The 12,055-nt window shown below is 72.5% G+C and carries 13 protein-coding genes; 4 read left to right on the forward strand and 9 right to left on the reverse strand.

Features of this window, described 5'->3' with window-relative positions; all coding sequences use genetic code 11:
- Window positions 1-438: 438 nt before the first annotated feature.
- Together AB0C27_RS37280 and AB0C27_RS37285 are read right to left on the reverse strand one after the other, a co-directional pair.
- Window positions 439-1,452: a LacI family DNA-binding transcriptional regulator gene (locus AB0C27_RS37280; protein WP_357854274.1), complete on the reverse strand. Its 1,014-nt coding sequence runs from the start codon at window positions 1,450-1,452 to the stop codon at window positions 439-441.
- Window positions 1,453-1,616: 164 nt separating this feature from the next.
- A complete protein-coding gene (locus AB0C27_RS37285) occupies window positions 1,617-2,198 on the reverse strand; it encodes a TetR/AcrR family transcriptional regulator (protein ID WP_357854277.1) in 582 nt (193 codons plus the stop codon).
- A 90-nt stretch (window positions 2,199-2,288) separates the two neighbouring features.
- Between AB0C27_RS37285 and AB0C27_RS37290 the strand changes: the two genes are divergently transcribed.
- Window positions 2,289-3,107: an NAD(P)H-binding protein gene (locus tag AB0C27_RS37290; RefSeq protein WP_357854280.1), complete on the forward strand. Its 819-nt coding sequence runs from the start codon at window positions 2,289-2,291 to the stop codon at window positions 3,105-3,107.
- 23 nt (window positions 3,108-3,130) lie between these two features.
- On the opposite strand, the gene AB0C27_RS37295 is transcribed toward AB0C27_RS37290, so the two are convergent.
- A complete protein-coding gene (locus AB0C27_RS37295) occupies window positions 3,131-3,787 on the reverse strand; it encodes an acVLRF1 family peptidyl-tRNA hydrolase (protein WP_357854283.1) in 657 nt (218 codons plus the stop codon).
- Between the two features lie 132 nt (window positions 3,788-3,919).
- Between AB0C27_RS37295 and AB0C27_RS37300 the strand changes: the two genes are divergently transcribed.
- The 3 genes from AB0C27_RS37300 to AB0C27_RS37310 all read left to right on the forward strand — a co-directional run bounded on the left by AB0C27_RS37300 (window position 3,920) and on the right by AB0C27_RS37310 (window position 7,137).
- Window positions 3,920-4,945 (forward strand): EAL domain-containing protein, encoded by a 1,026-nt coding sequence (locus AB0C27_RS37300; RefSeq protein WP_357854285.1) that lies wholly within the window; start codon window positions 3,920-3,922, stop codon window positions 4,943-4,945.
- A 66-nt stretch (window positions 4,946-5,011) separates the two neighbouring features.
- Window positions 5,012-6,298, forward strand: a complete 1,287-nt coding sequence (locus tag AB0C27_RS37305) for an aminotransferase class V-fold PLP-dependent enzyme (protein WP_357854288.1) — start codon at window positions 5,012-5,014, stop codon at window positions 6,296-6,298.
- Window positions 6,295-7,137, forward strand: coding sequence for an endonuclease/exonuclease/phosphatase family protein (locus AB0C27_RS37310; RefSeq protein ID WP_357854291.1), 843 nt, complete (start codon window positions 6,295-6,297; stop codon window positions 7,135-7,137). Before AB0C27_RS37305 ends, AB0C27_RS37310 begins: the two co-directional genes overlap by 4 nt.
- 59 nt (window positions 7,138-7,196) lie before the next feature.
- Here the strand turns inward: AB0C27_RS37310 and AB0C27_RS37315 are convergent, their stop codons facing one another.
- From AB0C27_RS37315 to AB0C27_RS37340, 6 genes are all read right to left on the reverse strand, one after another.
- Window positions 7,197-7,802, reverse strand: a complete 606-nt coding sequence (locus AB0C27_RS37315) for a response regulator transcription factor (RefSeq protein WP_357854294.1) — start codon at window positions 7,800-7,802, stop codon at window positions 7,197-7,199.
- A 78-nt stretch (window positions 7,803-7,880) separates the two neighbouring features.
- Complete coding sequence (locus tag AB0C27_RS37320) at window positions 7,881-9,026, reverse strand: sensor histidine kinase (RefSeq protein ID WP_357854297.1); 1,146 nt, start codon at window positions 9,024-9,026, stop codon at window positions 7,881-7,883.
- Window positions 9,023-9,757 carry an ABC transporter permease gene (locus AB0C27_RS37325; protein ID WP_357854300.1) on the reverse strand — a complete coding sequence of 245 codons (735 nt, stop codon included), beginning with the start codon at window positions 9,755-9,757 and terminating at the stop codon, window positions 9,023-9,025. The genes AB0C27_RS37320 and AB0C27_RS37325 overlap by 4 nt, the downstream gene beginning before the upstream one ends.
- Window positions 9,754-10,653, reverse strand: coding sequence for an ABC transporter ATP-binding protein (locus AB0C27_RS37330; protein WP_357854303.1), 900 nt, complete (start codon window positions 10,651-10,653; stop codon window positions 9,754-9,756). Before AB0C27_RS37330 ends, AB0C27_RS37325 begins: the two co-directional genes overlap by 4 nt.
- Before the next feature lie 136 nt (window positions 10,654-10,789).
- Window positions 10,790-11,635, reverse strand: a complete 846-nt coding sequence (gene hisG / locus AB0C27_RS37335; RefSeq protein WP_357854305.1) for an ATP phosphoribosyltransferase — start codon at window positions 11,633-11,635, stop codon at window positions 10,790-10,792.
- Window positions 11,636-11,694: 59 nt separating this feature from the next.
- Complete coding sequence (locus tag AB0C27_RS37340) at window positions 11,695-11,958, reverse strand: phosphoribosyl-ATP diphosphatase (RefSeq protein WP_357854308.1); 264 nt, start codon at window positions 11,956-11,958, stop codon at window positions 11,695-11,697.
- Between the last annotated feature and the right edge of the window lie 97 nt (window positions 11,959-12,055).

The following is a 12,055-nucleotide window of genomic DNA, read 5'->3' on the forward strand; positions in this document are numbered from 1 at the left end:
CAGCGGATGGAGGGCTGGCCATCCTTCGCGTCCGACTGGCCTGGGTGGCCTGTTTTCCCAGGTGAACGGGCATGCTGGTCTCGCCGCACGCGTTGCGCCGGGCCCCTCCGCACACCTCCTCACCGACGCGGCGCGCCAAGGTGCGCTGAGGGGGTGCCGGGAGTGCGCGCGCCGGACAGGCCGACGTGCCAGAGACACGGAAAGGGTGGACGTGCCGAGAACGGGCAACACACCCAGCTTCACGCCTCCCGGCACCCCCTCAGCAGGCCCACCCTCCTGCACGCCCCTGGCGCGCCGCGACGGCGAGAAAGCCTACGAAGGGGCCCGGCGCAACGCGCACGGCGGTCGGCACGCCCGTTCGCCTGGGTGAACGTGCAACCCAGCGCGACCCGGCTGGACGCAGGTCAGTCCACGCCCCAGCCCGTACGGCGACCGGGCTCAGCGGCGAAAGGCGCTGGATTCTCGGATCACCAGGTCGGGCTGGAAGATGACCTGCCGGTGCCGGTGCTGTTCAGGCTCGGCCACCTCCTCCAGCAGCAGGTCGATGGCCGTACGCCCGAGCAGTTCCCGGGGCTGGCGCACCGACGACAGCGGCACGGCGGCCGCGGCGGCGAAGTCGATGTCGTCGTACCCGATGATGGCCAGATCCTCGGGCACGCGCAGCCCGTGGGAGGCCATCGCCTGTAAGAAGCCGAGCGCCATCATGTCGTTGGCGCAGAAGGCGGCGGTCGGCCGTTCGTCGGCGGGCAGGGCGGCGACGCGTTCGCCGATCGCGCGGCCCTCGGCCACGGTGAGGGCCGGCGCCGTGGAGGTGAGCAGTTCGACGGCGCCGTCAGCGGCGGCGACGGCGCTGATCACGCCCGCGTGCCGGTCGGCCACCTGTTTGATGGACGGCGGCCCGCCCACGAACATGATGCGCCGATGCCCGCGTTCGATGAGGTGCGCGCCGGCGATCTGCCCGCCGAGCCGGTCGTCCACGGCCACCGAGCACTGGAGCCCAGTCGCGGGGCTGTCGACCAGCACCACGGGGGTGCCGCGGGCGATCAGCTCCTCCAGCCAGGGGGTCTCCATCTCGACCGGGGTGATCAGTATGCCCATCACCCGCTGCTGTTCGAGCTGGTCGAGGTGGCGTCGTTCGCGGCCGGGGTCGCCGGCGCTGTTGCAGAGCACCACCATGGTGTCGTGGTCGTCGGCCACCGCTTCGGCGCCCTGGGCCACGTCCACGAAGAACGGGTTGGACACGTCGAGCACGACGAGCCCGACGGTCCTGCTGCGGCCCACCCGCAGGTGGCGAGCCACCTCGTTGCGGACGAACCCGAGTTTCTTGATCGCTTCGAAGACGCGTTCCCGCGTGGCCGGGGACACGATCTCCGGGCGGTTGAGCACATTGCTCACCGTGCCCACTGAGACGCGCGCCAGCTGCGCGACCTCCTTGATGTTCCTGGTCGCCATCGATCCTCACGAGGCCGTGCTGCTGAAAGTGCGGGATCCGCCGCCCGGGACGCCGGGAGGAGCGCCGGAAGGGGGCGAGACACGCTGGATGCGGCGTACCGCAGAAGGCGGTCCGCCAAGACTCCGGCTCATCATAGCGGCATTCAAGATTTTTTTGAATCGTCTCAACGACTCGATGCGGGGGTGGCCGCTCCCGCCTTCATCCCGTCGAGCATCAGCCGCAGGTAGCGGCCCGGGTCGGCGGCCACCGGCGCGGGCAGGTCCTCGGGGTGGCAGGTGAAGACGTTCAGCAGGTGGATGAGGTCCTGTACGCCGACGTCCCCACGCATCGTCCCCTCGGCCTGCGCCCGGCGTACGAGCTCGTCGAACCGCTCCTCCCACCGCGCCCGCGCCCGGATGAACTCGGTACGGTGCGCGATCACCTCGTCCGGCAGGTCGGCCAGCGCGGTGGACAGCGCGGCGCGGCCTGGCTCGGCGACCCAGGAGACGAAGTCCCAGATCGCGCTCCAGGCGTCGGCCGAGCCGCGGTCGGCGGCGTCGAGGGCGTCCGCCATCGTGTGGATGTAGTGGTCGCCGACCGCCGCGATCAGGGCGTCGCGGTCGGGGAAGCGGCGGTAGAGCGTGCCGACGCCGACACCGGCGCGCTTGGCGATGGCCTCCATGGGCGCGCCGACGCCGCGTTCGGCCACGACTTCGGCCGCCGCCTCGACGATCTTGCCCAGGTTCCGCCTGGCGTCCGCGCGCACGTACGACCTCCAAGTGGACGATCAAATTCCGCTTAGTGTAGCGTCCAGCTAACCGGAATCTGAGATTCCACTTATGCGGGAGGTTTCCTGATGATCGTGATCACCGGCGCGACCGGCTCCATCGGCCGCGCGCTCGTCACGCGGCTGAGCGGCCACGAGGTGCTGGCGGCCGTCCGCCGTCCGGTCGATGACCTCGGCAGCCCGTACGCGCTCGCCGACCTCGCCGAGCCCGCGACGATCGGCGCGCTGCTCTCGCCCGGCGACCGGCTCTTCCTCAACAGCTCACTCTGGCCCGGCGTCGTGGACGCCCACCGCGCCGTCATCGACCTGGCCGCCAAGGCGGGCGTCGCGCAGATCGTCACGGTGTCGGTACGCGACGCCGCCCCCGGTGGCAGGCTCGGCCTGGGCATGCACGGCCTGATCGACGCCCACCTCAGGGAGTCCGGCGTGCCGTGGGCCGCCCTCCGGCCGAGCGGCTTCATGCAGAACCTGCCGGGCGACTTCGAGGGCGGCACCATGTACGGCTCGTACGGTCCCGGCCGGATCAGCTACATCGACGCCCGCGACATCGCCGACGTGGCCGCCACCCTGATGACCTCCCCCGTCGGCCCTGGCCGCGCATACGTGCTGACCGGCCCCGAGGCCCTGTCGCACGAGGAGATCGCCGCCGAGATCGGCCGGGTTCTGGGCCGTTCTGCACGGTACGTAGACCTGCCCGTCCCTGAGCTGGCCGCCCGTCTGGAGCGTCATGGCCTTCCGCAACAGCTCGCACTGGACCTGGCCGAGCTCCAGGCGCAGACGGGTGACGGGAGCTGGGCGCCGGTCACGACGGAGGTCCGGGACGTGACCGGGCGACCCCCTCGCACCCTGGCCGATTTCCTCGCCGACCACGCCGCCGCCTTCTCCTGACCTCGCGCACGAGGCCGACTGGGTCACACGGGGTCGACGACGTGGATGCGTACCGCGCGGAACAGGGCGGGCGTGTCGCGCAGGACCGCCAGCCGCGGATCGGGCACCACCAGGAACGGCTCCCGCTCCAGCGCCAGCAGCGGCGCCAGCCGCCGATCCGGCCTCAGCGCGTCCACCGCCCTGCGGTCGCCGCCGAGCATCACCCCGTCCAGCAGCCCCAGGTGCGGGGTCAGCACCCGTACCGCCGTCTCCACCGCGTCGTCGTACGCCTGAGCGGCCTGGTTGCGCCGCCGCCTGGCGAAGCGCTGCTGCGACCACCCGCCCGCCGCCGTGCGTCCCTGCACCAGTCGCGAGCCGACCTTGGAGGCCACCAGCGCGCCGCCCTGGAAGACCCCCGCCGCGTAGCCGCCGAGCCGTACCAGGAACACCCCGACCCGCCGCTCGGCGCGGGCGTGCGCGACGAGGCGGGTGACGTGCGGCGGGCCGGGCGGCGTCATGGGCGGGAACGGCACGTGCAGCTCGGCCACCGCGCCGTCGGCGGCCACCAGCCGCACCGCCCGCTCGTCACCGGTCGCGGAGAAGGGCCCGTGACGCCCGGCGAACCCGTCGATCCACGGATGCAACCGCTCCGGCGGCACCGTGACCCACCGGCCGCCACCCCTCGCCGGACGCGCGCTCATCCCCGAAGATTAGCCAACGCCTTCGGAAGACGCCCGGGGCGCCGGTGCGGAGCGGGGAACCCTAACCGAAATGTCGGTAAATTCTGTCTCGTGGGGCTTCTGGGGCGCCGGTGACGGGAGCACCATCTGTACGTGTCCTCCCTGCTCACCAGTCCCATGGTGGACCTCGATACCGGTGCCGTCATCGCGCACCCCGCCACCGTGGACGCCACCGGCTCACTCAGGGCGGCGCCCCTCCCGATGATCATCGAGCTGCCGGTACGGACGGTGCTGCCGGGCGCGGGCACGCTGGCGCCCCTGCACGAGGCGCTGCGGAGGGCGGGCCGGCATCCGCGCGAGGCCATCCTCCTGCTCACCGGAACGTGCCAGGACCAGGACAGGCCGCTGCTCAAGGTGGGGCTCGACGGGCTGCGCACGATCGGCTACCTGCTCGGCTTCGCCAGCGTGGGCTCGGGCGGCCCGGCGCTCGACCTGGTCGCGGAGGCGGCGCCGTACGTGCTAGCCCTCGATCCCGACGTGGTGGCGCGCGTCCCGGCGGATCACCGGGCGACGGCGGTGGTGCGGGCGGTGACGTCGCTGGCGCGCGACGTCGGCGCGCACGTGATGGCGGGCGGCGTGCACCGCGAGGCGCAGGTGGCGGTGCTCCGCGGCCTCGGCGTACGGCTCGCGCACGGCCCCCTGCTCGCGCCCGGCCCCGACGGCAAGGTACGGGTGCCGCTGCCGGTCGCGGACGAGTCGCCCGCGGCGATCATGCTCGGCCCCCGGGTGCAGGAGATGCTGCTGCCGGCCGTGACCCTGCCGGCAGAGGCGAAGGCGGAGGAGGCGGTGGCGGCCTTCGGGCACGAGCCGACGATCACCAGCGTGATCCTGGTGGACGAGTTCCAGCGGCCCAAGGGCAGCCTGGACCGCAGCCGGTTCCTGCTGTCGTTCGCGGCCCGGTACGGTCACGCCCTGCACGGCTCGAAGCCCGCTCAGCGCCTGGCCGACCCACCGCGTACGGTGCCGCGCACCACCCCGGCGATCGCGGCCATGCAGGCGGCCGGCCGGGACGCGGCCCGCGTCTACGACGACCTGGTGGTCACCGACGAGCTGAACCGCTGCCTCGGCATCGTCCGCGTCTCGGACCTGATCAGACAGGTGAGCGCGATCCGCACCTGACAGGTCCGGGCGACCGAGCGCGATCCGCGGCTGACAAGCGCGGGGCGGCCGGGATAGGAAGTAATCATGCTGAACAGACGGACCCTGCTCGGCGCCGGGGTGTTGTCCGGGGTCGCGGCGTGCACGGCGGACTCCCCCAAGCCGAAACCGGCCGCCACGGCCTTCGACCCGGCCGACTGGGCTTCCGTCAGAGCCCAGTTCGCCCTCGACCCGGCCGCCGCGCACTTCGCCGCGTTCGTGCTCGCCCCCGCCCCGGCCCCGGTCAGGCGGGCGATCGCGACGCACCGCGACGCCCTGGACGCCGACCCCGAGTACACCCCGCCCGGCGGCGAATTCCCCGACACGACCGTGCGCGAGGCCGCCGCCCGCTACCTGGGCGCCGAGCCGGGCGGGATCGCGCTGACCGACAGCACCACGATGGGCCTCGGCCTGCTCTACACCGGTCTCGGCCTGCGCCAGGGCCAGGACGTGCTGACCACCGAGCACGACTTCCTGGCCACCCACGAGGGCCTGCGGCTGATGGCCGCGCGCACGGGCGCGAAGATCCGCAAGGTCAAGCTGTACGACGACCCCGCCCGCGCCTCGGCCGACCGCATGGTGTCGGCGATCAAGGAGGGGCTGGGCCCCCGCACCCGCGTGGTGGCGATCACCTGGGTGCATTCGAGCACGGGCGTACGCGTGCCGGTACGGGCCGTCGCCGACATGCTGGCCGAGGCGAACCGGGGCCGCGACGAGCACGACAGGGTGCTGCTGTGCGTGGACGGGGTGCACGGCTTCGGCGCCATGGCCGACGGTGTGGCGGACCTGGGCTGCGACTTCCTGGCCAGCGGCACGCACAAGTGGCTGTTCGGGCCGCGCGGCACGGGCATCGTGTGGGGCCGCGACTGGGAGCCGGTGGCCCCCATCGTGCCCAGTTTCAGCGCGGCGGCGTTCAACGCCTGGCAGATGGGCGGCGAGCCGACGGGCAGCACGGCGGATCTGGTCACGCCCGGCGGCTACAAGGCGTTCGAACACCGGTGGGCGATGCCGCAGGCGTTCGCGTTCATGACCTCGATCGGCAAGGACCGCGTCCAGCAGCGCACGCAGGAGCTGGCCACCAGGCTGAAGGCGGGGCTGGCCGGCATCTCCCACGTCACCCTGGCCACGCCGCAGGCGCCGGAGCTGTCGGCGGGGCTGGTCTGCTGCGCGATCACCGGCATGCCGGCGCTCCAGGCGGTGGAACGGCTGCGCGCGAAGAAGGTGCTCACCAGCGTGACCCCGTACAGCCACTCGCTGCTGCGCTTCGGCACGAGCATCGTGACGACGCCCGAGCAGGTCGATCTGGCGATCAAGGCGGTCGAGGAGCTGGTGTGAACGAGGCCGAGCCGTACGGGCCGCTGATCGGCACCCGCGTACGCGTGCTGACCTGGAACGTGTGGGGCGAGTCCGGCCCGTACGCGCGGCGGGCGAAGGTGATCGAGAAGGTGGTGCGCGAGCACGACCTCGACGTGGTCGCGCTGCAGGAGTGGGCGGGCCAGTCACTGGGCTACGAGCACGTCGCGTCGTACGGCGGGGGCGGCAGGAACGGCGGAAGCAGCGGAAGCGGGCAGGGCAGCGGGAGCGGCGGGAACGGCGAGGGCGCTGGGTCCGCTGACGGGGCCGCGTGCGCGGTGCTGTCCCGCTGGCCGGTCGCGCGGCGAGAGGAGCGCCCCCTGCCGGGCGGTGCGAACCCCGGCAGTGCCCTGTTCTGCGAGCTGGCCGGGCCGCGCGGCCCGTTACAGGTGTTCAGCGTCATCATCGGCGCGTTCCGGCTGGACGAGTCGGGGGCGCGGCAGGAGCAGGTACAGGCGCTGACCGCGTTCGTCGGCGAGGTGGCCTCGCGGCGGCGTCCCGCGCTGGTGTGCGGTGACTTCAACGCCGGGCCGGACAGCGACGAGATCAGGATGCTGACCGGCCGCACCGTGCCGGCGACGCCCGGCGTGGTGTTCTACGACGCGTGGGAGGTGGCCGGCGACGGCGGCCCAGGACACACGTGGTGCGACGCCAACCCGTTTGCGCGGCCCGGCCTGTATCCACCGCGCCGCTTCGACTACGTCCTCAGCGCCTGGCCGCGAGCCGGCGGCGCGGGGCATCCGGTGCGCTGCGAGGTCGTGGGCGCCGGCCCGGACCCAGGCTCCGACCACTACGCCATCCTCGCCGAACTCCGCTACTGACCACAGCCACCACCAACCGCGCCGGCACCGTGCGAGCAGCGAGGGGGCAATCGTGCGGGTCAGAGCCAGCCCTGGGTTCTGGCGCGTTGAACGGCTTCGATGCGGTTGCGGGCACGGGTCTTCTGGATCGCCGACGACAGGTAGTTGCGGACCGTGCCCTCCGACAGGTGCAGCCGCCCCGCGATGTCGACGATCGTCGAGCCGTCGGCCGCCGCGGCCAGCACGTCGCGTTCGCGGCCCGACAGCGGGTTGGGTCCGGCGCTGAGCGCGGCCGCGGCCAGCCCGGGATCGATCACCCGCTCCCCCGCGTGCACCCGCCGGATGGCCGCCGCCAGCTCCCTGGCCGGGCTGTCCTTGACCAGGAACGCCACCGCCCCGGCCTCCATGGCGGTGCGCAGGTAGCCGGGCCGCCCGAAGGTGGTCAGGATCATCACCCGGCACTCCGGCACCCGTTCGGTGATCTTCGCGCAGGCGGTGAGCCCGTCGGTGCCGGGCATCTCGATGTCGAGCAGCGCGACGTCGGGCCGCACCTCGACCGCGACGGCCAGCGCCTCGTCACCGTCCGCGGCCTCGCCGACGACCTCGATGTCGGGCTCCAGGCCCAGGAGCGAGGCCAGCGCGCCGCGAATCATGCCCTGGTCCTCGGCCAGCAGCACCCGGATCATGCGCCCGCCTTCGCGTCGGCCGGGCTCTGTGCCCGGATCATGTACTCGCCCTCGTCCCAGCCTGGCTCTGTACCCGGATCACGCGCCCGCCCCGGCCGGGATCCGCACGCGCAGCGCATGACCGCCGGCCGGTTCGGGGCCGGCTGTGACCGTGCCGCCCGCGCTCGTCACCCGTTCGGACAACCCGCTCAGGCCGCTGCCCGGCGTGTAGGGGCCGCTGCCGTCCTTGCCGTCGTCCACGATCTCCAGCGTCGCGTGCGCCCCACCGTACGTGAGCTTGATCTCGCACCGGGTGGCCCGCGCGTGCCGGACGACGTTGGTGGTGCCCTCGCGGACGATCCAGCCGAGCAGCCCGTCGAGCGGTTCGGGGGACGCGCCCATCCCCCGGCCCGTGGTGCGGACCTCCGCGCGTACGCCGGCCGCCGCCAGCACCGTCCTGGCGTTGTCGAGCTCTTCTGCCAGGCTGCGCTGCCGGTAGCCGGTGACGGCCTCGCGTACCTCCACCAGCGCCTTCCTGGCCACCGACTCGATGTCCCCGATCTCCTGACGCACCCGCGGCGAACGTTCGGCCAGCCGCCCGGCCAGCTCGCTCTTGAGCACGATCAGCGACAGGCTGTGGCCGAGCAGGTCGTGCAGGTCGCGGGCGATGCGCAGCCGCTCCTCGGCGGCGGCCAGCCGGGCCACCTCGTCCTGGGCCCGGTGCAGCTCGACGGTCAGCGTCCTGGTGTTGCGGACGCTGATGAACAGCACGCCGAGGGTCACCACCTGCATGCCGAGGACGATGAGGGTCTCGGCGGTGCCGCCGTTGAGCAGGCCCCCGACCAGGATGGTCACCAGGCTCAGCGCCATGCCCCCGAGCGCCCACAGGGCCGGCAGCGAGAACCCGTACAGCACGACGGCGTAGACCGGCAGGCTCAGCCAGGAGCCGGCGAAGACGAGCGCGCCGGTCATCCCGAGCACGGTGGTGAGCGCGAGCAGCGGGTAGGTCCAGCGGCTGCGTTCCAGGAAGCTCTTGGAGCTGAGCACCGTGGCCAGGAACGAGGCGACGAACGCGGCGAGCAGCAGGCCCGCCCAGACGGCCCGGGCTCCGGTGAGCCCGCCGGTGACGATCTCCGCGATGGGGAAGACCAGGTAGACCATCCCGGCGGACGTGCCCAGCAGCCGCCTCCCGCGCGAGGCGCCCCCGTCGGCCCGCCCGAAGGTGATCCTGTCGGCGAAGCTCATCCTCGTACGGTAGCGCGCCGGTAGAGGTAGGCCGCCGCCCCGCCCAGGACGACCGCCCACCCGGCCACGACCAGCACGTCCACCGCGTTCACCCCGTGCCCGCCGGCCAGGCTCCATCCGAGGCTCGCGTAGTGGAAGGAGGGCGTGAGCTCCGCGACGGTCTTCATCGTGGCGCCGAAGATCTCCGGCGGGAACCACAGGCCCCCGGTGATGGCCAGGGCGAACATGCACACCATCGAGGCCGGCTGGGCCACGTCGGCGGACAGCACCGAGCCGAGCGCGAGCCCCAGCGCGATGAACGGAACCGTGCCCAGCCACATGGCGAGCAGCAGCGCCGCCCACCGGCCGGGCGGCAGCGACACGCCCTGCTGCACCACCGCCGCCACGCTCACCAGCAGCAGCGAGGGCAGGACGAGCGCCAGCGCGGTGCCGAGCTTGGTCACGATGACGGCCCAGGACGGCAGCGGGGTGATCTGGAGCTGGCGCAGCCAGCCGGACTGCCGCTCGGTGGCCAGCGGCACGGCCGAGCTCATCATGGACGAGGCCAGCGCGCCGTAGGCGGCCATCGACACCATGAGGATCACGTTGTAGCCGAGCCCGGAGCCGTCGGTCTGATCGCCGTAGATGTTGGCGTTGATCAGGTACAGCGCGACGGGGAAGGCGATCACGAAGATGAGGTAGCGCCGGTTGCGCAGCAGGCGCACGATGTCGGCCCTGGCGAAGTGGATCATCGGGACTCCCGGGTGAGCTGGAGGAAGGCGGCTTCGAGGTCGGCGCCGGTGAGGGTGAGGCCGCGTACGTCGAGCGCGGTGCCCCGGTAGAGCCCGTCGAGGGTGGCGTCGGTGTCGGAGGTGTGCAGCGTGGCCGTGCCGGCGACGATCTCCACGGCGGTGACGCCGGGCAGCCGGTCCAGCCCGGCGGCGGGCTGCTCGCCGAGGGCGAAGCTGACGGCGTGGCCGCCCGCGTCGGCTTTGATCTGGGCGGCGGTGCCGTCGGCGGCCAGCCGCCCCTTGGCGATGACGATCACCCGGTCGGAGTGCTCGTCGGCCTCCTCCATCTGGTGGGTGGCGAACAGCACGGTCCTGCCGCCGGCCGCGTAGTCGTGCATGCTCGCCCAGAACCGCAGCCTGGACTCCACGTCCATGGCCGCGGTGGGCTCGTCGAGCAGCAGGATCCTGGGCGCGCCCGCGACGGCCAGGGCGAACCTGACCCGCTGGGCCTGCCCGCCGGACAGCTTGCCGGCCCGCCGCCCGGCCAGCTCGGTCAGGTCGGCGAGGCCGAGCAGCTCGTCGAGGGCGAGCGGGTGCGGGTAGAGCCGGCGGACGAGGTCGATGAGCTCCCTGACGGTCAGCTCGGGGATGAGCGCGCCGTTCTGGAGCATGGCCCCCATCTGACCGGCCCTGACCGCCTCGGCCGGGGTACGGCCGTGTACGCGGACCGCGCCCGACGAGGGCAGCAGCAGGCCGAGCAGCAGGTTGATGGAGGTCGACTTGCCGGCGCCGTTGGGCCCCAGCAGGGCCACCGTCGTGCCGGGCTCGATGGTGAGCGAGAGGTCGTCGACGGCGAGCACGGCCCCGTAGTGCTTGCTGACGTGGTCGAACTCGACCGCGTTGGAGGAGGATCGCATACCTCGAACGCTAGGGCGGGGCGGGCGCCCTGCATCAGTGTGATCCCTCCGCCGTTGACGGTGACATTTGTCAGATCACCCGCCCCCGGCGGCCCGGTCGTCGGGTCCGGATCACGCCCGCCCCGCCGCAGCGGCGTCAGAGGCGGCAGGCGTAGATGTCGGTGACCAGGATGGCGCGCGCGCCGATGTCCCAGAGCTTGTCCATCACCTGCTGGTGGCCCTTGCGCCGGACCATGGCGCGCACGGCGACCCAGCCCTCGCGGTGCAGCGGGGAGACGGTGGGCCCCTCCATGCCGGGAGTGAGCGCGATGGCCTCCTCGATGCGCTCGGCCCGGATGTCGTAGTCCATCATCACGTAGTCGCGGGCGTGCACGACGCCCTGGAAACGGCGGACGAGCTGCTCGACGCCCTGGGTGTCGGGCACGGCCTGCCGCTTGATCAGCACCGCCTCCGAGCGCATGATCGGCTCGCCGAAGACCTCCAGGCCGACGTTGCGCAGCGTGGTGCCGGTCTCGACCACGTCGGCCACGGCGTCAGCCACGCCGAGCCGGATCGCGGTCTCGACGGCTCCGTCAAGCTTGATGACGCGGGCGTCGACGCCCTGGTCGGAGAGGTATTTCTCGAGCAGTCCCGCGTAGGAGGTGGCGATGCGCCGGCCGTTGAGGTCGGCCGCCGAGGCCATCGCGCCGGCCGTGGTGGCCAGCCGAAACGTGGAGTCGCCGAAACCGAGCGGCATGATCTCCTCGACCGGGGCGCCGGAGTCGATCAGCATGTCGCGGCCGGTGATGCCCACGTCGAGGGTGCCTTCGCCGACGTAGACGGCGATGTCGCGCGGGCGCAGGAAGAACAGCTCGCAGCCGTTGGCCTCGTCGACCACGACGAGCTCCTTGCTGTCGCGGCGCGAGCGGTAGCCCGCCTCTTTCAGCATGCTCTGGGCGGCCTCGCTGAGCGAGCCCTTGTTGGGTACTGCCAGACGCAGCATGTCAGGTCCTTACGTGTGTCTCGCTTCCGTCATCTCCGGGTGCCGGGCGCCTGGGCGCCCTAGAGATGCTTGTAGACCTGGTCGAGGCCGATGCCCTTGGCGATCATGAGCACCTGAACGTGGTAGAGGAGTTGCGAGATCTCCTCGGCGGCCCTGTCGTCTGACTCGTGCTCGGCCGCCATCCAGCTCTCGGCGGCCTCCTCGACGACCTTCTTGCCGATGGCATGGACGCCGGCGTCGAGCGCGGCCACGGTGCCCGAGCCCACGGGCCGGGTCCGGGCCTTCTCTGACAGCTCGGCGAACAGCTCTTCGAAGGTCTTCATGATCTCTCTCGTCGGTCGGCTGCGTGCCTGATAAGCCTAGTCTGCGTCATGGGGTGGCGCCGCCCCGCGTCCGCCACGCGAGACGACGCAAGACAGC

It is taken from the genome of Nonomuraea sp. NPDC048882 (assembly GCF_040649755.1).
GTDB lineage: Bacteria > Actinomycetota > Actinomycetes > Streptosporangiales > Streptosporangiaceae > Nonomuraea > Nonomuraea maheshkhaliensis.

Bases quoted from the DNA above. Each gene is read 5' to 3' on its own strand.
- AB0C27_RS37280 (WP_357854274.1), bottom strand. From the start codon at position 1,452: ATGGCGACCAGGAACATCAAGGAGGTCGCGCAGCTGGCGCGCGTCTCA.
- AB0C27_RS37290 (WP_357854280.1), top strand. From the start codon at position 2,289: ATGATCGTGATCACCGGCGCGACCGGCTCCATCGGCCGCGCGCTCGTC.
- AB0C27_RS37295 (WP_357854283.1), bottom strand. From the start codon at position 3,787: ATGAGCGCGCGTCCGGCGAGGGGTGGCGGCCGGTGGGTCACGGTGCCG.
- AB0C27_RS37305 (WP_357854288.1), top strand. From the start codon at position 5,012: ATGCTGAACAGACGGACCCTGCTCGGCGCCGGGGTGTTGTCCGGGGTC.
- AB0C27_RS37315 (WP_357854294.1), bottom strand. From the start codon at position 7,802: ATGATCCGGGTGCTGCTGGCCGAGGACCAGGGCATGATTCGCGGCGCG.
- AB0C27_RS37320 (WP_357854297.1), bottom strand. From the start codon at position 9,026: ATGAGCTTCGCCGACAGGATCACCTTCGGGCGGGCCGACGGGGGCGCC.
- AB0C27_RS37325 (WP_357854300.1), bottom strand. From the start codon at position 9,757: ATGATCCACTTCGCCAGGGCCGACATCGTGCGCCTGCTGCGCAACCGG.
- AB0C27_RS37330 (WP_357854303.1), bottom strand. From the start codon at position 10,653: ATGCGATCCTCCTCCAACGCGGTCGAGTTCGACCACGTCAGCAAGCAC.
- hisG (WP_357854305.1), bottom strand. From the start codon at position 11,635: ATGCTGCGTCTGGCAGTACCCAACAAGGGCTCGCTCAGCGAGGCCGCC.
- AB0C27_RS37340 (WP_357854308.1), bottom strand. From the start codon at position 11,958: ATGAAGACCTTCGAAGAGCTGTTCGCCGAGCTGTCAGAGAAGGCCCGG.